Raw genomic sequence first — 25893 nt, 5'->3', positions numbered from 1 at the left:
CCGGGAATTCCGGAGGCACACAACGTGATGCTACAGTGGCTGGTCCCGCCAGTAGCCTTACTTAAACACCCTGGCCAACGTGGAATTAAATCCACATTTTTTTTGCTAAAACTACCTTGCATAGCATGGTACTTGACAAAAAAAATAAACGACTGCCGCCCGGACCAAAACCCTCATTGGATGCTCCCCGGCATTCCCCATTCCAATCCATCATTCATGAACTTCCTTCTACCCTTCTCCTGGTCGCTCCGGCGCCTGACGCTGCTCTTCCCGCTTCTGCCGCTGGCATTGCAGGCTCAGAATCCGGGCCGGGTTACCGGTTCCCTGCTGGACCAAAGCACTACTCAGGGTATTCCGTTTGCGAACGTAGTATTGCTAAGCAGGCAGGATTCGAGCTTCGTAGCCGGAGCGCAGACCACTGAAACCGGCGCTTTCGCAATCGAGCGGGTGGCCCCGGGCTCCTACCTGCTCCGGGCCAGCGTGCTGGGCTACCGCCCGCTCCGCAAGACCATTGCCGTAACGGGGGCAGCTCCCGAAGTTCGGCTGGGAGAGTTGCAGCTACACGCGGTGGCCACCCAGCTGGCAGGAGTTGTGGTGCAGGGTGAACGGGCGGCCGTAGTCGACAACCTCGACAAGAAGGTCATCAACGTGGAAAAGGATCTGAGCAGCGTGGGCGGCACGGCCGTGAACGTGCTCCAGAACGTGCCGTCGGTTTCCGTGGATCAGAATGGCACGGTGAGTATGCGCGGCAGTACCAACATTACGGTGCTCATCGACGGCAAGCCTTCGGGCGCCACGAATGGCGGTACCGGCACGCGGCTGGAGCAGATTCCGGCCAGCGCCATCGAGAAGGTGGAAGTGGTCACGAACCCCTCGGCGCGCTACGACGCGGCCGGCGCGGGCGGGGTCATCAACATCATTCTCAAAAAGCAGAAAAAAGACGGCTGGAACGGGCAGGCTACCGCCAATATCGGCAGCCAGGACAAGTACAACCCCTCCCTAAGCCTGAACCGCCGTACCGGCAAGCTGAACGTGTTCGGCTCTTACGACCTGCGCGACGACCGGTACCGGAACATCAACAACTCGCACCAGACCACGGTCCTGGAGCAGAAAACCCTCACCATCGACCAGCGGGGTCTGGGGCAGCGCCACAACCGCAACCATAGCGGCCGGGTGGGGCTGGACTACACCCTTTCGCCCGAGCAGAACCTGAGCATCACGGTTGAGCCGAACCAGACCCGCAACAACAACGTGGGCAACCAGCTGGCCACCCTGCGCGCGGGCAGCACGGCGCCCAGCCAGCAGGAAAACCGCCTCTACGTAACGGAAAAGGTAAATACGCTGGATATATCATCGGACTACCGGCGGACCTGGGCCGCGCATAAGGGCCGGGAGCTGACCACCAGCCTGGGCTATAGCACCGTGGGGGCCGACGTGAACGTGGGCCAGCAGCTGACGACCGAAACCGCGACCCAGCCCGAATGGCAGCAGGATCTGCGCATCCGCCTGCACGCCTACTACGGCCAGCTCGACTACACCCACCCGCTGGATTCGCTCAGCCGCCTGGATCTGGGGCTGAAGGGGCAGTGGCAGCAGAATAACGGCGCCGACGACTACCTGATGCTGTACCACCCCGAGCAGCCCACCCGCGTGGCCGACCGCTCCTTCACCTACGACTTCACCGAATACCTGCAGGCCGGCTACGCCACTTACCAGACCCAGCGGGGCCCGTGGAGCTACCAGGGCGGCCTGCGGGCCGAGTACACCCACACCTACGGCCAGGTTGTGGGTGGCCAGGGTGCCTTCGACCTGCGCTACTTCAACCTGTTCCCTTCGGCTACCGTGGCCCGCACCCTGCCCCACGACCAGAAGCTGCAGCTCAGCTACGCCCGCCGCCTCAACCGCCCCAACTTTATGCAGCTGCTGGCCTTCCCACTCTACCAGGACCCGCGCTACTACCGTCTCGGCGACCCGGCATTGCGCCCCGAGTACATCAACTCTTTCGAGCTGGGTCACCAGGCCACCGTGGGCAGCGCCAGCCTGAGCAGCACCCTGTTCTACCGCCAGACCAACAATTCCATTCAGCGCATCCGGGAGGTGGATACCGTAGCTACCCGGAAAAACGGGGCCGGCGGCGTGGTCACGGCCGAGCTGAACCGCAACATCGGGCAGAGCACCAGCTACGGGGTTGAAGTGTCGCTGAACCAGGCCCTGGCGAAGTGGTGGCGCGTAGCGGCCAGCGGCTCGCTGTTCCGCAACCAGATTACGGCCGCCACGGGCACCGAAACCAGCCGCCGCAACCTCACGGGCACGGCCCGCCTGCAGAATACCTTCAACCCCACCAGCAAGCTCGACCTGCAGCTGACCGGCACCTACCGGGCGGCCGTCATCACGCCCCAGGGCCGGCTGGCACCGCAGGGTGGTATCGACGTAGCCCTGCGCCAGCGCCTGTTCAACGACCGGGGTGCCCTCACCCTCCGCGTCAGCGACGTGCTGAACAACCAGCGCCAGCGCATAGAAGCCTACGGCCCCGGCTTCGCTGCCTCGTACTACAACAAGTACGAAACGCGGGTGGGCTACCTGGGCTTCTCCTGGTATTTCGGCTCCAACAAGCCCCCGAAGAAGATTGAAAGCCAGCCCCAGGCCGGTGGCGGCGGGTTTGGCGGGTAATTTCCGGCTAAATCCGGGTATCAATATATTCTACTTATTCTTGCGGGACTGTCTGGTATCCCCGGGCAGTAAGTACGGCCGGCCTCCGGTCCGCTTCCCGCGCCCATTCCCTTCCACTCTCTTTCCCACCACCATGCGTACCTCAACCTGGCTGGCCGGTATCGGCCTCGCGCTCTGCCTGGCCACCAGCCCACTCCGGAACGCCCGGGCCGCTGCCCCCGCCGATAGTCTGGACTTATTTCTGAAGGCGAAGATGCAGCAGCTGCGCATTCCCGGCCTGCAGCTGGCCGTGGTTCGGCACGGCAAAATCGTGAAGCTGGCCCAGTACGGGCTGGCCAACGTGCAGGACTCGGTGCCGGTAATCACGCAGACGCGCTTTTTCCTCAACTCCATTACCAAAGCCTTCGTAGGCGTGGCCGTGATGCAGCTGGTAGAAGCCGGCAAGCTCGACCTGGCCGCGCCGGTGGGACGCTACCTGCCCGAGCTGCCCACCGCCTGGCACCCGGTTACCGTCAGGCAGCTGCTCACGCATACCTCCGGCTTGCCCGACATTATGCCCGAAGACGCGCTGGTGACCGAAAACAACGAAACAGCGGCCTGGACCCAGGTGCAAACCCAGCCGCTGGACTTTCCGGCCGGCCAGCAGTTTGCCTACAACCAAACCAATTACCTGCTGCTGGGCCGCCTCATCGACCAGCTTAGCGGCCAGCCCTTCGCGCAGTTTATCCGGCAGCGCCAGCTCGACGTGGTCGGTATGCCCCGTACCAGCGCCGGCGATGCCCACGACGTGCTGCCCCACGGTGCCCGCGGCTACACCTACACTCAGTACGTCAACGGGCAGCGGCGGCGCAGCCCGCAGCTGCGCAACCTGTTCGAAGTGTTTCCCCCTTCCGTGCGCCCAGCGGCCGGCATGAGCTCGACGGCCGAAGAAATGGCCCACTGGCTGCTAGCCCTGCAGCAGGGCCGACTGTTGCAGCCAGCCAGCCTCGTCACGCTCTGGACGCCCGGCCGCCTCAACGACGGCAGCCAGCGCAGCTTCGGCGGCAAGCTTACGGGCTACGCCCTGGGCTGGCCCACCGTCGACCGGCCCGAACACCCGGCCGTGGCGCCCGTGGGCGGCGGCCGCTCCGCGGTGTTTCTCTACCCCCAGGACGAGCTGGCCATTGTGGTGCTGACCAACCTGATGGGCGCGAACCCCGACACCTACATCGACGAAATTGCCAGCTACTACATTCCCGACATGCGGCCCGCAACGGGCTTCGGGCTGCCGCCGACCCTGCGGGCGCTGCATCTGCAGCTGCGCCAGCAAGGGTTTAGCCACGCTCTGGAGCTGGTGAAGAAGGAGCAGAAGAAAAATGCCGGCTACCAGCTGCCTGAAGCGGACGTCAACAACTGGGGCTACGCGCTGGTAAAGCAGCATCAGCTCAGGGACGCCGTGGAAGTGTTCAAGCTGAACGTGAGTTTGAACCCCAAAAGCGCCAATACCTACGACAGCCTGGCCGAAACCTACCAGGAGCTGGGCAATAAGGAGCTGGCCGTCCGAAATTATAAGCAGGTACTGAAGCTCGATCCGACGAGTCAGAATGCCGTGGAACAGCTGAAAAAACTACAATAGGATACCATTTAAAGAGTCGGAACGTAGGACTAGAGGCTTACTCGCCTTATCCTAGCCCCGATTGCTTGGATGTTTATCGGCGGCCCGGCGGCCGGGCCGCCGGGGTAGTGGCTTCCCCAACCCACTGATATAGCTCGCGGGCGAACGGGCCGGCTACGTGGTCCAGCTCCAGGGTAGCGTCGGTCACGGCCGACATGGGTATCCCGAACAGACTAAAAAAGCCCGTGGGCCGAAAGTAGACTCCCAATACCCCCACCCGGCCGGTCTGCCGCAGGTAGAGTCGGCGCTCCGTAACGATACCGATCATTTCCACCCCCGGCGTGGTCAGCACTTCGTCGCCGGCGAAAGTCACGGTTTCGAAAGGGTCCCCGTAGAGCACGTTGAGGCCGTTTACCAGGCCCGGAAAGACCGGGTGCAGCACCGGGGTCTCGGGCGTGGCCTCGTCGTCCCAAAGGCAGTATTGCTCCACGTAAGCGGCCAAAGCCGGCGCGGGCCGGAAAGACTGAATGTGCATAGCTTCCGGGAGCAGAGAATTCGATTATCCCCCACAAAGTCAACTCCTTGAAGATACAACTTACCCGAGCCGGGCCACTGCCCTGAATAGGGGACTCCGGCTCACATGATGATGTGCCGCGCCGCGCCCGGCGGCAACTCGGCGGCGGCAGGTTGAAGTCAGGCGGGCCGTTGTACCTTCGCGCCAGTATTCCGCCTACTTCCTGATGAGCACCCAGAAGCCCAGCATTCCCAAAGGTACCCGCGACTTTGGCCCCGCCGTAGTGGCCCGCCGCAACTACATTTTCGGCATCATCCGCCGCACGTTCGAGAAGTTCGGCTACGCCCCGCTCGAAACGCCAACCCTGGAAAATCTTTCGGTGCTCACCGGCAAGTATGGCGATGAGGGCGACCAGCTGCTGTTCAAAGTGCTGAACTCCGGCGACTTTCTGAAAGACGTAACGGCCGAGGATCTGGCTAATGACGACGGCCGGGCCACCCGCCGGGTGCTGCCCAAAGTGGCCGAAAAAGGATTGCGCTACGACCTCACCGTACCCTTTGCCCGCTACGTGGTGATGAACCGCGGCACGCTGGTTTTCCCGTTTAAGCGCTACCAGATTCAGCCCGTGTGGCGCGCCGACCGGCCCCAGCGCGGCCGCTACCGCGAATTCTACCAGTGCGACGCCGATGTGGTGGGCACCGACTCGCTGCTCTGCGAAGCCGAAATCGTGCTGATGATGGCCGAGGTGCTGAACGCGCTGGGCCTGACGGACTTCACCATCAAAATCAACCACCGCGGGGTGCTGCGCAATATTTTCCAGGCCCTGGGCGGCGAGGGCAAGGAGTCGGACCTGTTCGTGGCCATTGATAAGCTCGACAAAATCGGGCGCGACGGGGTGACGAAGGAGTTGCTGGAGCGCGGTTTTTCGGAGCCGGTTATCGACACCCTGTTTGAGCTGCTGTCGGTGAGCGGCGACTTCCCGGAAAAGCTGGAGCGCCTGCTGGCCGGCTTCGTTACGGCCGGCGTCGCTGCCGACCACGCCGATGGCTACAAGGGGCTGCGGGAACTGGGCCAGGTGCTGGAATTGCTGCGCGGCTTCGGCTTCCCCCAATTCGAGCAGCTTGAATTCGACCCGACCCTGGCCCGCGGCCTCTCCTACTATACCGGCTGCATCTTTGAAATCAAGATCAACAACGTGAACATGGGCAGCGTGAGCGGCGGCGGGCGCTACGACAACCTCACCGGCGCCTTCGGGCTGCCGGGCGTGTCGGGCGTGGGCTTCTCCTTCGGCGTGGACCGGCTCTACGACTGTCTGGAAGAGCTGAACCTGTTTCCGGAGGGCGCGGCGGCCACCACGCGCTGCCTGGTCGCCAACTTCGACGCGGCGGGCATGACGGCCATGCTGCCGGTGCTGCGCGAGCTGCGGGCGGCCGGCATTGCCAGTGAGCTGTATCCGGATAAAGCTGAATCTGATAAACAGCGGGTCAAACAGTATAAATATGCTGATGCCAAAGGGATTCCTTATATGTTGTTGGAGGCTCCTGAAGAACTTGGTGTTCGCAAATTCAAGCTCAAAGATCTTCGGGCCAGGCAGGAGCAGACGCTGACGCTGGCTGAAGTGGTAGCGGCGCTGGCCTAGACCGTCAGTTTTTACCAGGACCGTCATGCCTCGGCTTCGCTCGGCATGACGGTCTTTTTGTTTCCCTCTTCCTCAGCCCGGCAACCAGTTCCAAAAGAATTGAGGAACTTTCGGACCTCCCACCCCCGCTTGCCTGCCCTCGTTTATGTCCGCCGACTACCACCTCACCCCCAGCGTCCACCTCGACCTGCCCACCCTGCGCCGGCTGCTGGCCGATAAACCTACCGTTAAGCTGGCCGACGACGCCCGCCAGCGCATCCAGGCCTGCCACCAGTATCTGCACGACCGACTCGGGAAGTCGGACGCCCCGGTATATGGCATCAACACCGGGTTTGGCGCGTTGTGCAACCAGAGTATCGCCCCGCAGGAGCGGCAACAGCTGCAGACGAACCTGATGATGTCGCACGCCTGCGGTACGGGCGAGGAAGTGCCCGAGGAAGTAGTGCGCCTGATGCTGCTGCTGAAAGCGCAGAGCCTGAGCTACGGCCACAGCGGCGTGCAGGTAGCTACGGTGCAGCGCCTGCTCGACTTCTACAACCGCGACATCTTTCCCGTGGTGTACCAGCAGGGCTCGTTGGGCGCCAGCGGCGACCTGGCCCCGCTGGCGCATCTGTGTCTGCCCTTGCTGGGCCTGGGCGAAGTGAACTACCAGGGCTACCGTTTGCAGGCCGCCGACGTGCTGAGCTTGTTCAGCTGGAAGCCGCTGGGGCTGGAAGCCAAGGAAGGCCTGGCCCTGCTCAACGGCACCCAGTTCATGCTGGCCTACGGCGTCCACTGCCAGCTGCGGACCGAGCGCCTGGCCAACGCCGCCGACGTGATTGGAGCCTTGTCGCTGGAAGCCTTTGAGGGCCGGCCCGAGCCCTTCGATGCCCGCCTGCACGCCATCCGGCCCCACGCCGGGCAGGGGCTGGTGGCCGCCCGGATCCGGGAGCTGCTGGCCGGCAGCGAATTGCAGCGCCAGCCCAAAACGGCGGTGCAGGACCCCTACTCTTTCCGCTGCCAGCCTCAGGTGCACGGCGCCTCCCGCGACGCGCTGACTTACGTGGCTCATACGCTCGAAACCGAGTGCAATGCCGTAACCGACAACCCCAACATCTTCCCGGACGACGACCTGATTCTGAGCGGCGGCAACTTCCACGGCCAGCCCCTGGCCCTGGCCCTCGACTTTATGGCACTGGCCGTGGCCGAGCTGGGCAGCATCTCGGAGCGCCGCACCTACCAGCTTATCGGGGGGCAGCGCGGCCTGCCGCCTTTCCTGGTGGCTGAGCCGGGCCTGAACTCGGGGCTGATGATTCCGCAGTATACTGCCGCGGGCATCGTGAGTCAGAACAAACAGCTCTGTACTCCCGCTTCCATCGACAGCATCGTGAGCAGCAATGGGCAGGAAGACCACGTGAGCATGGGCGCCAACGCGGCCACCAAAGTGCGGCGCGTGGTGGAGAACGTGGAGCAGATTCTGGGTATTGAGCTGCTGACCGCGACCCAGGCCCTGGCTTTCCGCCTTCCCACCCGCACCTCGCCGGCCCTGGAAAAGGTGGTGGCCGCCTTCCGCGAAAAAGTAAAGTTCGTGAGTCGGGACCGGGTGCTCTACCCTGACCTGCACGCCGCCGCCGCCTTCGTACGCACGTACGACTGGCAGTAGCCGCGGGGCCGACTAAGCCGGCGCGGGCTATTTTTCGGCCGGCGAAAACGCAAACCCCACCGGCCCGCGTTACAGACCTGATGAATATGGCGACTACGAAACAGCTTTTTCTGGTTTTGCTGCTGCTGCTGGCAGGTTTCTTTCCCGGCCGGAGTCAGGCCCAATGCTTCGACAACTCCAACGGCAACAGCCGATTCCGGGTCTACGATGCCAGCACCAGGCTGGAGGTAAGCACGCTGTGCGTGGGCCAGACGTACCGGCTCAAGGATGCCAGCGGCCGGAGCCTTTCGCCCAGCGTTATCTACTACGTGGCCCGGCCGGCCATCACCTGCTCCTTTGCCCCCACCGATACTGCTACTTTCTACACCCCCACCGCGGCGGGCAGCATCGTCATCACCCAGCTCACCCCGAACCTGGTACCGGCCGCTCCGGGATTTACCTACCCCCGCCCGTTTGCGGTAAAGGCCCTGCCCCGGCCCGCTTTTACCCTCACGGTCTGCGCCCCCGGCTTCGTGCAGGTGACCATCGACGACCGCAACTACGACCAGTACTTCGTGCAGCTGGGCACTGGGGCCCGGCAACCGGCGCAAGCCACACCCTACGCAGTAGGCAGCGGAGTAACCACCGTAACCGTAATCGGTAAGTACACCGGCGGGTGCGAAGCGGCCAGCACCAGGTCGTTCACGCCCAAGCCTGCCGCGGTCAGGCCCCTTATCCGGCAGCTCGACGCGCAGGACGGCCGCTTCGTCTTCCAGTTCGGGCCGCTGCAAGCCGACTACCAGTATCAGCTTCAACAGGCCGATGCCGCCACTCCCGGCGGCTTCCGCACGGTTGCGCCCATCACCGCAGGTCAAACCTCTTACACGCTTGCGCCTGCCCCGGCGGCGGGCTGCTACCGCCTGCTGCTCACCGACGCCTGCCAGCCCAGCATCAGCAACCTGCCCTCGGGTGAGCTATGCTCCGTTCAGCTGACGGGTACTTCCAACGACGGCCGCAACCTGCTGAGCTGGACTCCAAGGGCCGGGTACCGCTACGTGCTCCGGCGCGAAGGCATAATCCTGCCCCCGGGGTCTTCGCCGTACCTCGATTCTGTTGGTATCACCTGCGGGGTAAGCTACCGCTACCGTCTCGAAGCCACCACCGGGACGGGAGCCACGGCCGCCGTTTCGACCAGTGAAGTGTCAGTGCTGACTTCAGCACTGCGGACGCAGCCGGTGCCCCGCCTGTTTGCCACCTTCACGGCCCGCAATCAGGTAGAGCTGACGGCCACGGTACCTGGCCTGCCCACCGGTGGCCAGCTCCTGTACCGCCGCGACAACACGCTGACGGTGGCTACCACGCCCAGCCGCACCGTCCGCGACTCTACGGTTACCAGCCTGATTGAGCCCGTCTGCTACACGGTACAGTTTCTGGATGCCTGCGGGAACAGCTCGGCAGCCAGTGCGGGGTTCTGCCCGGTAGTGCTGCGCGCCGCCGCGGCCGATGCCGAGGGCACCCAGGCGCAGCTCAGCTGGTCGGCACTCCGCAGCCCGGCCCCGGCCAGCTCGGTACGTTACCTGGTTCAGGTGCAGCAGGCCGATAACTCGTGGCGGGATATCAGCGGCAGCCTCACTGCCCCCGAATTTCTGGATCTGCAGCCGCCCACCGACCGGCAGGTGCTGCGCTACCGGATTGCGGCCAGCGGAGCCGGCCAGCCGGTCAGCTATTCCAACATTGCCACCGTAGCCCGGCAGTTCAGAGTGTTTCTGCCCACCGCCTTCAGCCCCAACGGCGACCGGCTGAATGACGTGCTCGAAGTGAAAGGCCGCTTCCTGACCACGTTCCGCTTCACCGTCGTCGACCGCAACGGCCAGGAGGTGTTTCGCGGCACCGACCGCACCCAGACCTGGGACGGCCGCATCAGCTCGGCCCCGCCCGTACCCGGGCCCTACGTCTGGCGCTTCGAGGCCACCGACGAAACCGGCCAGCGGGTAGTGCAGCACGGTACCATCACGATAGTACGCTAGCCGCGGCCCGGGGCCCCGGTTCCGCCGGCCGGCGCTTCTTCCGGGACGGGAGCAGCAGCAGCAAGCTCATTAGCGGCGGGCTGCCCACCGAGCCAGCAGTCGAGGGTTTCGATGGTGGTGGTGGCAATGTTGGTCAGCGCCTCCCGGGTCAGGAAGCCCTGGTGCCCCGTGATGAGCACGTTGGGCCGGGCCAGCAGCTGGGTTAGCAGCGCATCCTGGGGGGGCTCCTGGGAATGGTCGTAGAAGAACAGCCCCTTTTCGTACACGTCCAGGCCCAGGTAGCCCGGCTGGCCCGAGTCCAGGGCGGCCAACGCGGCTTTGGTATCGAGCAGGCCACCCCGGCTCGTGTTGATGAGCATCACGCCCCGCTTGATCCTGGCCAGCGGCCCGGCATCGGGCAGGTGGCGGGTGGCCGCCGTGAGCGGAGCGTGGACCGTAACGACGTCGGACAGCTCGCACAGCGTATCCAACGGCACGTATTCCAGGCCGCAGCGCTGACTCAGGGTGGCATCTTCCTGCACATCGGAACCCAGCAGCCGGCCCCCGAACCCGTGGAGCAGCCCGGCCATCGTTCCGCCGATGATTCCGCAGCCAATGATGCCCACGGTTTTGCCGTGCCGATCGAAACCGACCAGCTCATCCAGCCGGAAGTCGGCGTGGCGTAGCTGCGCAGTGGCCCGGTGCAGCTGCCGGTTCAGGGCCAGAATGAGGGCCAGCGCGTGTTCGGCAATGGCGTAGGGCGAGTAGTGGGGCACGTTGGCCACCCGCAGCCCCAGCCGCCGGGCCGCCGGCAGGGCTACCTGATCATAGCCCTGGCCCGCCGCCCTTGCCGGCTCCCGCGTCCACGTCGGGCTCCGTAGCCTTCGCGCAAACGATAATGACCGAGGCCGGGAATTCCCCGTAAAGCCAGCAACCTACTTATTTCTGCTATGACTCCTTCCCTGCTGGTGCTCACCGACTTTTTCCAGGCCGCCAACGGGGCCCTGGACTATGCTGCAACCCTGGCCCCCCCGCTTGGCGCCCGGCTGGTGCTGCTCCACGTGCAGCGTGATTCCCTGCTGGATCCGGAGCGGTTCAGCGGCGAAGCCCCCGACCTGGAGCACGAGGACGTAGACCTGGGTTTCCAGCGCTTAATCCGGGATTTGCCGGGGCCCGTAGCCGCCGAAATAGGCCACGGCCAGGTAGCCGATGCCATTGCCGAGTCCGTGCGCCACCACCATCCTACGCTGCTGGTGCTGGGCCGCCCTAACTCGGAGAATACCCCCGACGAGCTGGTAACCACTACCTCGCTCGACATTCTGCGGGCCGTGCCCTACCCCATGCTGGTAGTTCCCCACCCGCTGCCCGCGCCCCACCCGCCCCGCCGCGTGCTGGTGGCCGTAGACGGCGAACCATTCACCCTGGGCGCGCACGCGGCCACCCTGCGCCACCTGCTCGACGCTTTGCAGGCCGAGCTGACCGTAGTGCAGGTAGTGGAAGGCCCGGCTCCGGAGGAAATAGCCACCGAGGCGCTGAACTCCGTGCTGAGCCTGGGCCTGGCGCTACCCCAATCGGTGCGGACCCGCAGCGTCAGTGCCCTCCGGCCGGCCGAAGGCATTCTGCGGGTCGCCCGGCCCACGGAATTTGATATGGTAATCCTGATTGCGCGCCCCCGCAGCTTTGTGAGCGAGTTGTTTCACCACAGCGTTACAGCCCAGGTGCTCCGGCAAAGCCCGATTCCGGTGCTGGTGCTCCCGGCCCAGGAATAAAGCGGTATCGGCGCCGGGGCGGCATTGCCGGTCCCCGAAAACAGCAACCGGCCGCTACGGCTGAATTCCCCGGTATTTGCCGGGCTCCCAAAGGCTGCCGGACCACTCGCTGACGCGTCTTATATGGCTAAAGCGGCCTTTTCTGCGTAAGTCCAAGGGCTCACCATTCTGAAAAGCACATGTCTCAAACGATTATTGTCTCTAACCGCTTACCCACCAAAGTCCAACGCACCGACGACAGCCTGACCTTTCAATCCAGTGAAGGCGGGCTGGCCACGGGCCTGGGCTCCATTTACCAGGCCGAAGGCAACATGTGGGTGGGCTGGCCCGGCTTGTTCGTGCAGGACGCGGCCGAGGAGCAGTACGTGACCGAGCAGCTCCGCGCCGACAGCATGCGGCCGGTGTTTCTGACGGAAACCGAAATCCGGGATTATTACGAAGGCTTCAGCAACTCCACGCTCTGGCCTACTTTCCATTATTTCAGTCAGCTGGCTACCTACGAGCAGGCCCACTGGGATGCTTACGTGGCGGTGAATGAGAAATTCTGCCGCGCCGTGCTCGAACAGGCCGGCCCCGACGACACCATCTGGATTCACGACTACCAGCTGCTGCTGCTGCCCGCCATGCTGCGCGAGGCCCGTCCCAACTGCACCATCGGCTTCTTCCTGCACATCCCTTTCCCCTCCTACGAGCTGATCCGGGTGCTGCCCTGGCGGGCCGAGCTGCTGCGCGGTATGCTGGGGGCCGACCTGATCGGCTTCCACACCTACGGCTACATGCGGCACTTCCTGAGCGCCGTGTCCCAGCTGCTGGGCCTGCCCACCCAGAACGGCCAGATCGAAACGCCGACCCGCACCCTGCGCGTCGATGCATTTCCAATGGGTATTGACTACGAGCGGTATGCCCGGGCGGCCGCCTCACCCGCCGCTCAGGAGTATGAGGTGACCTACCGCAAGGCCCTGCACGACGCCCGCGTTATCCTCTCCATCGACCGGCTCGACTACACCAAAGGCATTGCCCAGCGCCTGCGGGCCTTCGCGCTGCTGCTCCAGCGCTACCCCGAATGGCGGGAAAAGGTGTGCCTGATTATGCTGGTGGTGCCCTCGCGCGACCAGGTAACGGAATACGCGGCGCTGAAAGAAGAAATTGACGAGCTGGTGGGCCGCATCAATGCCCAGTACCGCACCATCAGCTGGAACCCGATTCACTATTTCTACCGCTCCCTGCCCCTGGAAGAGCTGGCCTCCCTGTACCGGTTAGCGGAAGTGGCCCTGGTGACGCCCATGCGCGACGGCATGAACCTGGTGGCAAAGGAGTTTATTGCCTGCAAAGCTGATAACGGCGGGGTGCTGATCCTGAGTGAGCGGGCCGGAGCCGCCCGCGAGCTGGCCGACGCCCTCATCATCAACCCCACCGATACCAGTCAGCTGGTTGAGGCCATGCACGACGCGCTGATGATGCCCCTGGAAGAGCAGCAGCAGCGCATGGCGGCCATGCAGGCCCTGGTACGGCGCTACAATGTGTTTGCCTGGACCAGGCTGTTTATGAACCAGCTGGCCTACACCAAAATCAAGCAGCACACCCTGGCCACCGAAATGCTGGACCCGGCTACCCTGGCCCGGCTGCAGCAGGACTACGAAGCCGCCCCGCAACGGATGCTGCTGCTCGACTACGACGGTACCCTGGCCCCGTTTCACCCCGACCCGCAACGCGCCCGGCCCGATGAGGAGCTGCTAAGGCTGCTGCAGGCCCTGACCGATAACCCGCGGAACCGCGTCGTGGTCATCAGTGGCCGCGACCGGACCACGCTCCAGACCTGGCTGGGCCACCTGCCGCTCGATTTCATTGCCGAGCACGGCGCCTGGCTCCGCACCGCGGGCGAAGACTGGCAGCTGTTTCAGCCCCTGCGCAACGACTGGAAGCGGGAGCTGCGGCCCGTGCTGGAGCTGTACGTGGCGCGTACTCCCGGCTCTTTCATTGAGGAGAAGGAATATTCCCTGGTCTGGCACTTCCGCCGCGCCGATGCCGACCTGGGCGCGGTGCGGGCCCGGGAGCTGCTCAGTCACCTCACCTTCATGGCTTCCAACACTGATCTGCAGGTGCTGGAAGGCAACAAAGTGCTCGAAATCAAGAATGCGGGCATCAACAAAGGCACGGCCGCCGCGCGCTGGATCAGCCAGCATGGCCCCGGCTTCCTGCTGGCCATCGGCGACGACCGTACCGACGAGGACACCTTCGGGGCCCTGCCGGCTGAGGCATACACCATCAAAGTCGGCACCGAGGCCCGTTCCCTGGCCCGCTTTCACGTCCGCTCCACCACCGAAGTCCGGCAGCTGCTCCATAGCCTGGGGTAGGCTGGGGTCTTGGGGTCGTGGTAAGACCGGCTGTTATCCCGAACGGCGCGAAGTGAAGTAATGAATCCTGCCAGGGTCAGTGATAAACCCTCATACATAAGCAAAGCCCTTTACCATTGCGTGGTAAGTAGGCCGAAGGAATTAGTTTGACTTATCAGCACGTCATGCTGAGCTTGTCGAAGCATCTCTACCGCTTCGCTAAACGGACCTGATGAAGCGGTAGAGATGCTTCGACAAGCTCAGCATGACGTTTTTTTATTGCAAAGTAATTTTCATGACCTACTTAAAGGGCTTTGCTTATGTATGAGGGCTAAGCAGATGGCTGAGGAAGGTCCTTCGCAAGCGGACGCCAGATGAAGGATGACAGACGATTTTGCCAGGATCCCAAGCCCCTAAGACCCCAGGACCCCAACCTACACGAAATTCGGCTTGTCGAGCTTTTTGGCAATCCGGTAGGCGGCATTTACCAGCCCGACGTGGCTGTAGGCCTGGGGGAAGTTGCCCCACTGCGAGCCGGTTTTGGCATCCACGTCTTCGCTGAGCAGGCCCAGGTGGTTAGTGTAGGTGATCAGCTTTTCAAACTCCCGGATAGCATCCTGCACCCGGCCCACGCAGGCCAGAGCTTCTACGTACCAGAAGGAGCAGATCAGGAAAGTGGTTTCCGGCGTCCCGAAGTCGTCGGCGTGGCGGTAGCGGTAGAACAGGCCTTCGGGGGTTTTCAGCTCCCGTTCCAGGGCTTCCAGGTGGCGGTGCGCCAGCGGGGAGTCCGGGTCGAGGTAGCCCATCATGATCAGCTGCATACCACTGGCATCGAGGTGAGGCGAGCCCACGGCGTTGGTGAAAGCTCCGTGCTCCGGGCTGTAGCACTGCTCGATGTGAGCGGCGGCCTCGTCCATCAGCCGGGTGGCCAGGGCTTCCATGTCGGCATTGCCCAGCGTGCGGGCCACCTTGCGGGCAGCGTGGCTGCCGGCCCAGTGAAACAGGTAGGTGTAGGCGTGGTACTGGGCCAGGTTGCGGAATTCCCAGAGGCCCGCATCGGGCTGGTTCATGGTCACCTCAATCATGCGCAGGGCCTCAAAAATCAGCTTCTCGGGGTTGGGCCGCTCGGGGTCGATAAAGCGCCGGTCGACGTAGAGCGGCAGCAGGGCCACGAGCACTTGCCCGTACACGTCGTTCTGAATATGGGTGTAGGCATCGTTGCCGATGCGCACGGGCTGGTTGCCCAGGTAGCCGGCCAGATCCAGCTCCTGCTCTACCAGCTGGGAAGCACCGCTGATGCCGTACAGGGGCTGGTATTTGCCCGTCACCTTGGTCGAGATATTGACGATGTAGTGGAAATAGCGCTCCATTTCCTCGAAGTGGCCGATGTTGTTGAAGGCCGTGAGGATGTAGTAGGTGTCGCGCATCCAGCAGTAGCGGTAGTCCCAGTTGCGGGTGCTGCCGGGCGCTTCGGGCAGGCTGGTCGTGGTGGCCGCGATGATGGCGCCGGTGTCTTCGTACTGGTGCATCTTCAGGGCCAGGGCCGAGCGGATAACCTGCTCCTGGTGGAAATGCCCGATACTCATGCTTTTCACCCACTTGCGCCAGTACTCCCGGGTGTTGCTCAGAAACCGCTCGACGGTGCTTTCCAACGGAGCTTCCAGCGGGGCGCCGTAAGTGAGCACGAGATACTTGGTTTCGTTCAGCACGAAGTCTTCCTCATCCAGCACGTAGGTCAGCGGGATGTTGGTGGTAAGGCGGATTTCCTCGTCCAGGCCCAGAAAGGCAATGTGGTTGGAGCTGCGGCGGCGGTTCAGGGCCAGGGTGCCGTACTGGCCCACGGGCCGGCAGATGACCCGCACGCGGGGCGTCCCCCCCAGAGGCTCCAGCTTCCGGATCAGCATCAGGGGCTTGTAGTTGCGCTCGTACTGCTCGAAGCGCGGGGCAAAATCCGTGACCCGGTAGCGGCCGTCCGCCGTTTCGATTTCGGTGCAGAGCACGTTGGTGTTCTGCTGATAATACTGGTGCGACCCGACTTGCCCGCCCGCCGCGGGCCGGATGCTGAATTCGCCGCCCTTGTCATCGTCCAGCAGGCTGCCAAACACGAAGCTGCTGTCGAACCGGGGCCAGCACAGCCAGCGCACGGCGGTATCGGTGCCGATGAGGCCCAGAAAGGCGCAGTTGCCAATCAGGCCCATGTCGTAGGTATGTTTCGTCATTCAGAATCAGTTTTAACGGGAGCTTGGGTTGACTGCGAACTGGCCCTTTTCTCCCCGGGCTCTGCCTCTAGTACCCCATTGCGGCAGCCCGGGTTGTCTGCGGCGGCCCGGCGGCCCGGCCGGAACCAGGCCAGCCGGAAATCATTTTTGGCCGCCCGGCCGGAGTCCTTGCCTACCTTTGCAGCCCGAATTCAGCGTTTTTTCTCCCGCCCGGCGGCCCGCAACCGGGTCGGGCACCCTAACTTCCCGTCGGCCTTGCGTACCTCCCGGATTTCCCACCCTGCCTTGCGGCCGCCGGTTCTGGTGGGGTTGTTTTTTGGCCTGTTACTGGCTTTAGGCATCGGCCTGCACCGCGACTACGGAGTATCGTGGGACGAGGTGAACAACCATCTGAACGGCTTGGTCAGCCTGAATCACGTGGCCCGGCAGCTGGCCCCCGACCTGGCCCGGCGGGTGGCTGCCGGGCAGTCGCCCATCCCCGCTATCCGCGACTTCCCCGACAGTGACCACGGCCCCATCTTCGAAATGGCGGCGGCCCTGCTGGGCTACCTGTTCACCGATGGCGACTCGCGGGGCGTGTATTTCGTGCGGCATCTGCTGGCGTTTTTCACCTTCGTGCTGGGCACCGGGGCTTTGTGTTACATCGGCCGCCAACGCTTCCGGGACTGGCGCTGGGCCCTGCTGGGCAGTCTGCTGCTGGTGCTTTCGCCGCGGTTCTTTGCCGAGGCGTTCTACAACGGCAAGGACGTGGTGTTCATGTCGTTCTTTACCCTGGCAGTGGCCGGACTGCTATGGCTGCGCCAGAAGCCCACCGTCGGTCGGGTCGTCGTCCACGGCCTGCTCACGGCGCTGGCCACCGACATCCGGTTGCAGGGCCTGCTGGTAGTTTTGCCCACCCTGGTGGTTCTGCTAAGTCTGCCTGCCCCCCACTATCCGGTGGGACGACGGGCGTTGCTCGCCGTCGGGTACCTGGGGGCGGCGCTGGGCGGCACGTACGCGGGCTGGCCCTACCTGTGGGCTACGCCACCAACCGAATTGTGGCGGGCGGCGCAGCAGCTGGGCAATTATCCCTGGCCGTTCACGGTGGTTTACCTGGGCCAACTGGTGCCCGCTACGCGTCTGCCCTGGCACTACATTCCCGTCTGGCTGCTTATCACCACCCCCGTCGCCTACTCCGCACTGGCCCTGCTTGGCCTCAGCAGCTCACTAACGCAACTGATTCGCCGGCGCGGCCGGGGGCTCCGCTCCGCAGTCGGGCAGCTCGATGCGTGGCTGGCTTTGTGGCTGCTCGGGCCGCTGGTGCTGGTCATCAGCCGCCAGGCGGTGGTGTATGATGGCTGGCGGCATCTGTATTTCATTTATCCGGCCCTGTTGCTGTTCGCCGTCAGCGGACTGCGCGACCTGTTGCGGCTGACGCGCCCAGCCGCTCCGTTGCGCGGGCTGGCGGGGGCCCTGATGCTGGCGGCCGGCCTGGAATTAGCGGCCACAACGATCCGGATGGTACGGATGCACCCTTTTCAGCAGGTCTACTTCAGCTTCCTGCCGGCCCCGGTAGTGGAACGACTGTTTGAGCGCGACTACTGGGGGCTGGCCTACCGGCAGGGGTTAGAGTGGCTGCTGGCCCACGACACGGCCCCCAAGCTGGCTGTTCACGAGCAGTGGCACTACCCGCTCTACAACAACGCCCTGATTCTGCGGCCGGAACAGCGGGCCCGCCTGCACTACGAGCCTGACCGCGTGGCCGGGGCCCGGTATTTTATGACGGGTTACCGCTGGCACCCGCAGTCTTATCTGGACAGTATGGGCCGCGAAATTCACGTTATCCGGGTTGAGGGAGTGAAAGTCTTATCGATTTTTGAGCGTAACGGTCGCCGGTCGCCATCTTCTCCGTCAGGCCCTGGAAAACCCTGATCCACGGTGGCTTAGCACTGCCTGCTCACTTCTGAAAGCCCGTTGCCATACCTGTCCCATTACCCAGGTAGCGGTGCGCCAGCTTGCGGCGGGGGAGGCGACCAGCCGGGTAGCCGCGGAGACTGGCCAAAATCAAAAGCCGCCCGGACCGCACTGGCTGGTCCAACGAAGGGGCCGTACAAAAGCGGGAGCTTTCCGTAAATTGTCCCGAAAACCACCCTTTATGATATTCCGTAGCATCCCCTGATTAGGTGCCTAACCGTATTCGTTGGGTGGTGCCGGCCGGGTTATTGCGCCGGCCAATCAGCTTCAAGCGGTGTCGACCCTGTACCATTTCCACTTTCAAAACCCTTTCAGTTCGCTGGAAACAACGATTTAGAACCTATGTTTGATATGATGGGCATGATGGGCAAGGTGAAGGAGCTGCAGGAGAAAATGAAGCAGGCCCAGGACGAATTGCAGCACCTCACCGCCACGGCCGAGTCGGGTGGCGGGCTGGTGAAGGCCACGGCCAATGGCCAGCGCCGCCTGCTCAAGCTCGAAATCGACGAATCCCTGCTCACGCCCCAGGACCGCGACATGCTGGCCGATCTGGTGGTGGCGGCGGTAAATAAGGTGATGGAGGAAGTGGGCGAAAAAGCCAAGGAAGAGCTGAAAAGCAAAACCTCCGGCCTGCTGCCCAACCTCCCCGGCCTCGACCTCGGCAACTTTGGCCTTTAGTCCGCCCGTACCGGCTGGTAGCTGCGCCGATGTGGCGGTCGTTATTCTGAACTGGAACGGGCAGGCCCTGTTGCGCCGGTTTCTGCCCTCCGTGCTGGCGCACTCCGACGCGGCCCGCATTATCGTGGTCGACAATGCCTCCACCGACGATTCGCGGGCAGTGCTGGCGCAGGAATTTCCCACCGTCGAAATCCTCCGCCACGCCGGCAACCTGGGCTTTTGTGAAGGCTACAACCAGGCCCTGCCGCAGATTACGGCGAAGTATTACGTGCTGCTCAACTCCGACGTGGCCGTGACGCCCGGCTGGCTGCGCCCGATGCGGGAGCTGCTGGAGCAGCGCCCCGCCGTGGCCGCCTGCCAGCCCAAGATTCTGGCTCACGCCGACCCAACCAGCTTCGAATACGCCGGGGCCGGCGGGGGCTACCTCGACCGGCTTGGCTACCCCTTCTGCCGCGGCCGCCTGTTCGATACGCTCGAGAAAGACCTCGGCCAGTACAACGACGCCCGTCCGGTAGCCTGGGCGACCGGCGCCTGTATGTTCGTGCGTGCCGAGGCCTGGCACGCGCTGGGTGGATTGGAAACGAAATTCTTCGCCCACATGGAGGAAATCGACCTGTGCTGGCGGCTCTGGAACGCGGACCAGGAAGTCTGGTACCAGGGCAGCAGCACCGTGTACCACGTCGGCGGCGGCACGCTGCACAAGTCGAACTCGCGCAAAACCTACCTCAACTTCCGCAACGGACTGGCGCTGGTGTACAAAAACGTGAATTCCCGGGAGCTGACCGGCATTATGGCAACCCGGCTGATTCTGGACTGGGTAGCCGCGCTCCGGTTTCTCACTCAGGGCGCTACCGGCGATGCCAGGGCTGTTCTGCGGGCGCACCGGGACTTCTTTCGCAATCGAAAATACTGGCAGCAGCAGCGGCGGGCGGCCCCGCGGCAGCGGCTTACCCCGGAACGCCCGGGGGTGTACAATGGCAGTCTGGTATGGGCTTATTTTGGGCAGGAAGTCCGGGCGTTTTCCCAGCTTGACTCCGCCGGTTTTCCCGCCGACCGGAAACCGAAACCCTGACCCTTATAAATCCCAGATGGTGCTGCGCTGCCGGCGCATCGCCCGACGGGCATCCATCCAGAACGCCAGGGCGAAATACAGCACGACGGGGGAGCCGAAAGTGAAGAAGGAAGCATACACGAACGACAGCCGAATGCTCCGGCTGGAGAAGCCGAGCCGGTTGCCCAACGCATTGCAGACGCCAAAGCTCTGCTTTTCGATGAAGTCAGTTAGTCGTTTCATTGTTCCTCATTTATAACCAGTTGACGCGGCTAAGGCAGCTCAAAATAACAAGGAAAACGGCGAATGGCAAGGGAAAAAGTGGCAATCGGCCACAATTTCTGACCTTCAACGGCGGTTTTTGCGTTTGATGGGCAGAAATTAGGCCCCGCCCTTCCCGACTTGCTTAGCGCCTATGAGCTATTTACCCCGCCTGTGTTCGTCTGTTCTCCTGCTGATTGCCCTGGGCACGTTGCCCGGGTGTACGTTACCGCGCCTGCTAAAGGTTGCGCAGGCGGGCCAGCAGGTGACGGTGAAGCCCGCGGTACTGGAAAGCAACGGCGAAAACGTGTTGTTCGAAGTGCAGGCCCGCGTGCCGGCCAGCGTGCTGCAAAAAGGAAAAGCCTACAACCTCGCTCTAAGCTACCGCTACGACAACGGCCTGCGCGAAGACACCCTTGGCCGCCTCACCTTCGTCTCGGGCGAGTATGTGTACGACCCCGACCACCAGGACCAGCTCTTAATCACCCGGCAGTTTTCTTTTCCCTACGCGCCCCGCAAAAACCCCGGCGAGCTGATAGCCAAACCCGATGCCCGGGAGCTGAAGCCTGGGGGGAAGCAGCTGAAAGGAACGGAGTTTCACGTGGCCCGCGGCCTCGTCGCCACCGGACGGATGGTCGTGCGCCAGGATACGGCTGTTGCCCTGCTGCCCGCAACGGCCGACAACAACCGCAGCGGCACCCGGGTCCTGCCCTTCTTCTTTGATGGCGGGCAGGCGGCAGTACGCAACTACCTGGGGACGAATGTGGCGGCGCTGGAAGACTTTATCGATGCCAATCAGCGCACCAGCCGGGTGATGATCGTGGCCGGTCACTCCCCCGACTCCCTCGACGCCCACGACCCGCAGCTGGCCGACAAGCGCGTGCAGGCCCTGCTGAAGTATTATAAAAAGCGCGTCGACACCTACTCCTACCTCAATTCGGTGGGCACCATCAAATTCCAGACCCTGGCCTACCACCGCCGCTGGGACCTGTTCCTGAACAAGGTGCAGGAGTCGGCGCTGAAACCCGAGCAAATCGATTCGGTGGTGCTGCTGCTGAACGAGACGCCGGGCTCCTTTGCCCGCCAGGAAAAAAGCCTGCACCGCCTCTCGTTCTTCGATTACCTGGACCAGTACATCTACCCCGTGCTGCGCTTCGGCACGGTGGCCGTGGAATATACCGCCCCCAAGCGCTACGACTCGGAGATTTATCTGCTCTCGAAAAAGATTGTGGAAAAGGAAACCGAGGCCGACGCCCTTACCCCCGAGGAGCTGCGCTATTCGGCCACGCTCACGCCCCTGCTGGCCGAGAAGCAGCGCATCTACGAAACGTCAGTAGCCACCACCGGCAGCTGGCAGGCCTACCATAACCTGGCCGTGGTGCTGCTGCTGCGCTCGGAAAAAGAAGTGAACGACAAAGTACGCCGGGCCTACCTGCGGCGGGCCGCCACCAACTTTACCCTGGCGGCCCACCGTAACCCCACGGCCACCATGTTCTACCGCGTGGCCACGGCTTACCACCGCGCCGACGACAAGCTCGAAGCGCTGCAGAACTACGACTACGCCATCAAGCTCGGGGGCCCGCGCCCGGTGCTGGATAAAGTATTCGCCGACAAAGCCGCCCTCGAAATTGAAATCGGCCAGCTCGACGATGCCGTAAATAGCCTGGGCTACAGCAGCCGCAGCTACCAGAACACCATGAACAAGGCGCTGATTTACCTGCTCAAAGGCAATTACGACGGAGCAGCCAGCATTTATCAGGAAGCCCTGGCGTTGAAACCCGACGACCCACTGGCGTACTACACGCTGGCCGTGGTGGCTGCCCGGGCCAAAAACGAAGCCCAGGTGGGTCAGCAGCTGCGCCGGGCCATTCAGCTCGACCGCGCCTTTGCCCAGCGCGCCGTGGAAGATCTGGAGTTCCGGGATTATGCCGGCAGCAAGATGTTTCTGGAGGCGTTGCGGTAAGTATCGTTGCGCGGAACGAAGCAATCCGGGCTGAACAAAGAAGAAAACCGGGCTAGATCAAAAAGGCCTGCTGTGCTTCAATGCCGGAGCTTTCTGCTGAAACAGCGTTCGACACGTTGCGGAGGACCGATTGCTTCGTTCCTCGCAATGACACGGACATATTTGCCTAACCCCCCTTCTCGTCGTAGCTTTACCCACCGGTTTTGAGCCGGCTTTTTCCTGCTTTGACCTTTTGAGTTTCTGTCAACCCCTAATGAGTATGCGGACCATCCAATTCCGGGAAGCCCTGCGTGAAGCCCTCAACGAAGAAATGCGCCGCGACCCGCGCGTGTTTCTGATGGGCGAAGAAGTAGGTGAATACAACGGTGCCTACAAAGTGAGCCAGGGCATGCTCGACGAATTTGGCCCGGAGCGCGTGATTGATACCCCTATTGCCGAGCTGGGCTTTGCCGGCATCGGCGTGGGGGCCGCCGCCAACGGCCTGATTCCGGTTATCGAGTTCATGACCTTCAACTTCTCGCTGGTGGCCATCGACCAGGTCATCAACTCGGCCGCCAAGATTTATTCGATGTCGGGCGGGCAGTACTCCTGCCCCATCGTATTCCGCGGCCCCACCGGCAACGCGGGCATGCTCAGCAGCCAGCACTCCCAGAACTTCGAGAACTGGTTCGCCAACTGCCCCGGCCTGAAAGTAGTGGTTCCTTCCACGCCCTACGACGCCAAAGGCCTGTTGAAAAGCGCCATCCGCGACCCGGACCCGGTAATTTTCATGGAGTCGGAGCTGATGTACGGCGACAAGGGGGAAGTGCCCGAGGAAGAATACCTGATTCCAATCGGTAAGGCCAGCGTAGTCCGGCCGGGCACGAGCGTGACCATCGTGAGCTTCGGCAAAATGATGAAGATTGCCCTGACCGCCGCCGATGAGCTGGCGAAGGAAGGCATCGAGGCCGAAGTTATTGACCTGCGCTCAGTGCGCCCGATCGACTACGACACGCTGATCGAATCGGTGAAGAAAACCAACCGCATGGTGGTGGTGGAAGAAGCCTGGCCCCTGGCCAGCATCAGCTCGGAGCTGGCCTACATGGTGCAGCGCCGCGCCTTCGACCACCTCGACGCGCCCGTGCTGCGCATCACCTGCATGGACGTGCCCCTGCCCTACGCTCCCACGCTCATTGAGGCTTCGCTGCCCAACGTGGCCCGCACCGTGCAGGCCGTGAAGGAAGTGCTGTATGTGAGCAAGTAGCCCCCGGATCTTTTTGAAGGCAAAAGCCCCGTAACCACAGTGGTTACGGGGCTTTTTTGATGTTGTGTCTGGTCCGGGAATAGGTTGACAGCTTTCTTGCAGGTTGTCACGGAAAACCCATCGGTGCCGCGCGTGTAACTTCAGCGGCTTACTGACGACACAGGCGAAGGCGGGAATAAAGCCAGGCTTTCTGCCAGGCCAGGACTACGTCAGCAAACGCGGCGCTGACTCCAGATTAGCCTGCGTTGCCGAGGACAGGGCCAGACATAGCAGTACAAAACCCAAGTAAGCTATGCCCAGGCGTAGCCGGGTATTGAACGACAGCAAGGAGAGCCGCCAGGCCGCCGGCCACCCAAAAGCCAGCAGGGCATACGCCAGCAAGTGCAGGGGCAATACAAAGCGGCATTCCATACTCATGGGCAGCACCGCCACAACGGGAGCCAGCCAGACCGCTAACACAACCCACTGGTCGCGGCGCACTACGCCGCAGGCGCCGGTAGTCACGTACAGCAATACCAGAAACCAGATGGTGTAGTTGATCAGCGCCAGGCCGATGGTGGAGGCCGCTGCCTTGCGCACGTAGGGAGTAGGATACTGCACGTCGAGGCCGTTAAAGAGCCGGCGGGCGTAGAGCCCCGCAAAATCGGCCGGGTGGTGCAGCAGGGCGCGCGCATAGGCGCGGTAGGTACTGTGGAGGCTGAGGTGCTCCCGCTCAATCAGGGCCAGCCCGGCCGGGTCCAGAAACAGCAGTTGCCCCACGGCGCCATTGGCCTCAACAGCGGTTTCGTATTTTTGGTGGTGTAAGCCCCAGATCAGCTTTTCCAGGTACAGATTCCGGGTCCCGTACTTCGGTGATTCTGCCAGCACGAAGGGCGTCGGCGTCCGAAAATGACGGTAGTTTATCAGCGCCTGGGGCAGCAGCGTCAGGCCCAACCCCAGAACCAGACCCAGGCCCCGGTAACGCCAATGTCCCGCTTTTAACGGGGTTGGCAGCACCAGGACCAGGACCATAAAAAAGGGGACCGAGGCCAGATAGATCGGGCGGATGTTCACGGCCAGCGCCAGTCCGACGCCGGCCAGCAGGTGCCCCCGCCAGCCCGGCAGCCGATACAAGGCCAGCAGCCCGGCAGCCAGGGCCAGCAGCGCGGGAAAATCGGAAAGGGGAAAGTTGAAATAGTCGCGCCAGAACCCAAAGCCCAATACCCCGAAAACAACCGTCTGCGGCCAGGAGGGCCGCTTAAGCATCCCGGTCAGGGCCTGCCAGAGGCGGGGCCCAACCACGGTGAAGGCCAGCGCGGCGTAGCCGGCGCCCAGCACCTTGGCCGCCGTAGCCGGCGCACAAGGCAGCACGGCTGCCAGCACGGCCCCCGGCACGTTCAGCAATGGGTAGGCATAGCCCCGCATCCGGTCGTTGTAGGCCAGCAGGGAAAAAGCATGACCGTGGAAAAACCGGTAGGCCAGCTCCCAGTACGTACCGGCATCACCATAAATCACCTCGTAGCCGGAATTGAGCAGATACCCCAGCCACAGCAGGTATCCGCCCACAAACCACCAGCCGTCCCGCTTCAGGCCCTTATTTCTCATAGCGCACCAACGGGCCGGAAAACAAAAAAAACGCCGGGCCGCCCCCCCCTCCCAAGGAGCGTCCTAGTTTTGTTCAGCGCCCTGAGCTGCCTGAAATCAGCCGCAACAGGTAAGATCTCAGAAAGTAGCATAGCTGGTCAGGGGCCCGGATTTTATTGTACCTTTTGCCCAAAGCTACTGTATTCTCCCGCCTGCGTCCGCTCATGAACCATCGTCTGCACCTCCGCTTCGAGCAGCTCGAACAAGCCACGGCCCGCTTGCTCGACATGACCCAGGCCCTGGGCGACAAAGCTCATCAGGCCCCCGTCCCGGGGCAATGGTCTGCCGCGCAGGTAGTGCAGCACCTGCTGGTAGCCGAAACCGGTATCGGGCAGTACATCGATAAGAAGGTCCAGCAGGCTGAAGGGCTGGGCCAGACTGGCTTGCTGACGTTCCTGCGTTCCCGGGCCCTGCGGCTGGCCCTGCGCTTGCCGTTTCTCCGCTTTAAGGCCCCCAAGTATCTGGCCGCCCTTACCCCCGAAACCGCCCCTCCCCTCGCTGAGCTGCGCACCGAATGGGAACGGACACGCCGCCAGCTGGAGCGCACGCTGAATGAGTTTCCTTCCAAGCTCCTGAGCAGCATGATTTTCAAGCACCCCCGCTCGGGCATGCTCAACATCTACCAGACACTGGATTTCATGGTCGACCACGTGCTGCACCACCAGCGGCAGCTGGAGCGTATCAGTAGCAGGATTAAGAATTAAGAATTAAGAATTAAGAATTAAGAATTAAGAATCTGTACGCCTTGTCTGTTGA

Annotated in this window: 17 protein-coding genes and 1 pseudogene; 13 read left to right on the top strand and 5 right to left on the bottom strand. The window is 62.9% G+C overall.

All coding sequences use genetic code 11. The annotated features are described in order from the left end of the window. The first annotated feature begins 216 nt into the window (after positions 1-216). Together ABD833_RS02395 and ABD833_RS02390 are read left to right on the top strand one after the other, a co-directional pair. Positions 217-2670: a TonB-dependent receptor gene (locus tag ABD833_RS02395; RefSeq protein ID WP_345070729.1), complete on the top strand. Its 2454-nt coding sequence runs from the start codon at positions 217-219 to the stop codon at positions 2668-2670. Positions 2671-2803: 133 nt separating this feature from the next. Continuing rightward, positions 2804-4285, top strand: coding sequence for a serine hydrolase domain-containing protein (locus ABD833_RS02390; protein WP_345070728.1), 1482 nt, complete (start codon positions 2804-2806; stop codon positions 4283-4285). Positions 4286-4358: 73 nt separating this feature from the next. Here ABD833_RS02390 and ABD833_RS02385 read toward each other — a convergent pair whose 3' ends face one another. Further along, positions 4359-4799: a DUF6597 domain-containing transcriptional factor gene (locus ABD833_RS02385; RefSeq protein ID WP_345070726.1), complete on the bottom strand. Its 441-nt coding sequence runs from the start codon at positions 4797-4799 to the stop codon at positions 4359-4361. Between the two features lie 205 nt (positions 4800-5004). Here ABD833_RS02385 and hisS point away from each other — a divergent pair, with 205 nt between their 5' ends. The 3 genes from hisS to ABD833_RS02370 all read left to right on the top strand — a co-directional run bounded on the left by hisS (position 5005) and on the right by ABD833_RS02370 (position 10065). After that, the gene (hisS, locus tag ABD833_RS02380) at positions 5005-6417 is read left to right on the top strand and encodes a histidine--tRNA ligase (RefSeq protein WP_345070725.1); all 1413 of its coding nucleotides are present in this window, start codon (positions 5005-5007) and stop codon (positions 6415-6417) included. Positions 6418-6562: 145 nt separating this feature from the next. Further along, complete coding sequence (gene hutH, locus ABD833_RS02375) at positions 6563-8059, top strand: histidine ammonia-lyase (RefSeq protein ID WP_345070723.1); 1497 nt, start codon at positions 6563-6565, stop codon at positions 8057-8059. Positions 8060-8145: 86 nt separating this feature from the next. Beyond that, positions 8146-10065, top strand: a complete 1920-nt coding sequence (locus tag ABD833_RS02370; RefSeq protein ID WP_345070721.1) for a T9SS type B sorting domain-containing protein — start codon at positions 8146-8148, stop codon at positions 10063-10065. On the opposite strand, the pseudogene ABD833_RS02365 reads toward ABD833_RS02370, so the two are convergent. Then, positions 10062-10874: pseudogene (locus ABD833_RS02365) on the bottom strand (NAD(P)-dependent oxidoreductase); the annotation flags it as partial. The gene ABD833_RS02370 and the pseudogene ABD833_RS02365 sit on opposite strands and share 4 nt — an antisense overlap. A 120-nt stretch (positions 10875-10994) precedes the next feature. Here ABD833_RS02365 and ABD833_RS02360 point away from each other — a divergent pair. Continuing rightward, positions 10995-11813 carry a universal stress protein gene (locus ABD833_RS02360; RefSeq protein ID WP_345070720.1) on the top strand — a complete coding sequence of 273 codons (819 nt, stop codon included), beginning with the start codon at positions 10995-10997 and terminating at the stop codon, positions 11811-11813. Between the two features lie 179 nt (positions 11814-11992). Then, positions 11993-14167 (top strand): bifunctional alpha,alpha-trehalose-phosphate synthase (UDP-forming)/trehalose-phosphatase, encoded by a 2175-nt coding sequence (locus ABD833_RS02355; RefSeq protein WP_345070718.1) that lies wholly within the window; start codon positions 11993-11995, stop codon positions 14165-14167. 413 nt (positions 14168-14580) lie between these two features. On the opposite strand, the gene ABD833_RS02350 is transcribed toward ABD833_RS02355, so the two are convergent. Further along, entirely contained in the window at positions 14581-16365 is a 1785-nt protein-coding gene (locus ABD833_RS02350) for a glycoside hydrolase family 15 protein (protein WP_345070717.1), read from the bottom strand. Between the two features lie 255 nt (positions 16366-16620). Here ABD833_RS02350 and ABD833_RS02345 point away from each other — a divergent pair, with 255 nt between their 5' ends. The 3 genes from ABD833_RS02345 (at position 16621) to ABD833_RS02335 (ending at position 20068) form a co-directional block, all read left to right on the top strand. Next, positions 16621-18276 (top strand): glycosyltransferase family 39 protein, encoded by a 1656-nt coding sequence (locus tag ABD833_RS02345; RefSeq protein WP_345070716.1) that lies wholly within the window; start codon positions 16621-16623, stop codon positions 18274-18276. A gap of 384 nt (positions 18277-18660) precedes the next feature. Then, positions 18661-18996, top strand: coding sequence for a YbaB/EbfC family nucleoid-associated protein (locus ABD833_RS02340; protein ID WP_345070714.1), 336 nt, complete (start codon positions 18661-18663; stop codon positions 18994-18996). Between the two features lie 31 nt (positions 18997-19027). After that, a complete protein-coding gene (locus ABD833_RS02335; RefSeq protein ID WP_345070712.1) occupies positions 19028-20068 on the top strand; it encodes a glycosyltransferase family 2 protein in 1041 nt (346 codons plus the stop codon). A 3-nt stretch (positions 20069-20071) separates the two neighbouring features. Here the strand turns inward: ABD833_RS02335 and ABD833_RS02330 are convergent, their stop codons facing one another. Beyond that, complete coding sequence (locus ABD833_RS02330) at positions 20072-20290, bottom strand: PspC domain-containing protein (protein WP_345070710.1); 219 nt, start codon at positions 20288-20290, stop codon at positions 20072-20074. Between the two features lie 172 nt (positions 20291-20462). Here ABD833_RS02330 and ABD833_RS02325 point away from each other — a divergent pair, with 172 nt between their 5' ends. Further along, the gene (locus tag ABD833_RS02325) at positions 20463-22271 is read left to right on the top strand and encodes a tetratricopeptide repeat protein (RefSeq protein ID WP_345070708.1); all 1809 of its coding nucleotides are present in this window, start codon (positions 20463-20465) and stop codon (positions 22269-22271) included. Between the two features lie 259 nt (positions 22272-22530). After that, on the top strand, positions 22531-23514 hold the full coding sequence (locus ABD833_RS02320) for a pyruvate dehydrogenase complex E1 component subunit beta (protein WP_345070706.1): 984 nt from the start codon (positions 22531-22533) through the stop codon (positions 23512-23514). 204 nt (positions 23515-23718) lie between these two features. Here the strand turns inward: ABD833_RS02320 and ABD833_RS02315 are convergent, their stop codons facing one another. Further along, a complete protein-coding gene (locus ABD833_RS02315) occupies positions 23719-25098 on the bottom strand; it encodes a hypothetical protein (protein ID WP_345070704.1) in 1380 nt (459 codons plus the stop codon). 164 nt (positions 25099-25262) lie between these two features. On the opposite strand from ABD833_RS02315, the gene ABD833_RS02310 reads away from it, so the two are divergent. Beyond that, a complete protein-coding gene (locus ABD833_RS02310) occupies positions 25263-25841 on the top strand; it encodes a DinB family protein (RefSeq protein WP_345070703.1) in 579 nt (192 codons plus the stop codon). The last annotated feature ends 52 nt before the right edge of the window (positions 25842-25893 follow it).

Source organism: Hymenobacter fastidiosus (genome assembly GCF_039539565.1).
GTDB lineage: Bacteria > Bacteroidota > Bacteroidia > Cytophagales > Hymenobacteraceae > Hymenobacter > Hymenobacter fastidiosus.
Note: the sequence above shows the minus strand (reverse complement) of the source record. Positions and strands in the feature narration are given on the sequence as shown.

Coding starts and splice junctions, on each gene's coding strand:
- ABD833_RS02395 (WP_345070729.1), top strand. CDS start 217: ATGAACTTCCTTCTACCCTTCTCCTGGTCGCTCCGGCGCCTGACGCTG.
- ABD833_RS02390 (WP_345070728.1), top strand. CDS start 2,804: ATGCGTACCTCAACCTGGCTGGCCGGTATCGGCCTCGCGCTCTGCCTG.
- ABD833_RS02385 (WP_345070726.1), bottom strand. CDS start 4,799: ATGCACATTCAGTCTTTCCGGCCCGCGCCGGCTTTGGCCGCTTACGTG.
- hisS (WP_345070725.1), top strand. CDS start 5,005: ATGAGCACCCAGAAGCCCAGCATTCCCAAAGGTACCCGCGACTTTGGC.
- hutH (WP_345070723.1), top strand. CDS start 6,563: ATGTCCGCCGACTACCACCTCACCCCCAGCGTCCACCTCGACCTGCCC.
- ABD833_RS02370 (WP_345070721.1), top strand. CDS start 8,146: ATGGCGACTACGAAACAGCTTTTTCTGGTTTTGCTGCTGCTGCTGGCA.
- ABD833_RS02360 (WP_345070720.1), top strand. CDS start 10,995: ATGACTCCTTCCCTGCTGGTGCTCACCGACTTTTTCCAGGCCGCCAAC.
- ABD833_RS02355 (WP_345070718.1), top strand. CDS start 11,993: ATGTCTCAAACGATTATTGTCTCTAACCGCTTACCCACCAAAGTCCAA.
- ABD833_RS02350 (WP_345070717.1), bottom strand. CDS start 16,365: ATGACGAAACATACCTACGACATGGGCCTGATTGGCAACTGCGCCTTT.
- ABD833_RS02340 (WP_345070714.1), top strand. CDS start 18,661: ATGTTTGATATGATGGGCATGATGGGCAAGGTGAAGGAGCTGCAGGAG.
- ABD833_RS02330 (WP_345070710.1), bottom strand. CDS start 20,290: ATGAAACGACTAACTGACTTCATCGAAAAGCAGAGCTTTGGCGTCTGC.
- ABD833_RS02325 (WP_345070708.1), top strand. CDS start 20,463: ATGAGCTATTTACCCCGCCTGTGTTCGTCTGTTCTCCTGCTGATTGCC.
- ABD833_RS02320 (WP_345070706.1), top strand. CDS start 22,531: ATGCGGACCATCCAATTCCGGGAAGCCCTGCGTGAAGCCCTCAACGAA.
- ABD833_RS02315 (WP_345070704.1), bottom strand. CDS start 25,098: ATGAGAAATAAGGGCCTGAAGCGGGACGGCTGGTGGTTTGTGGGCGGA.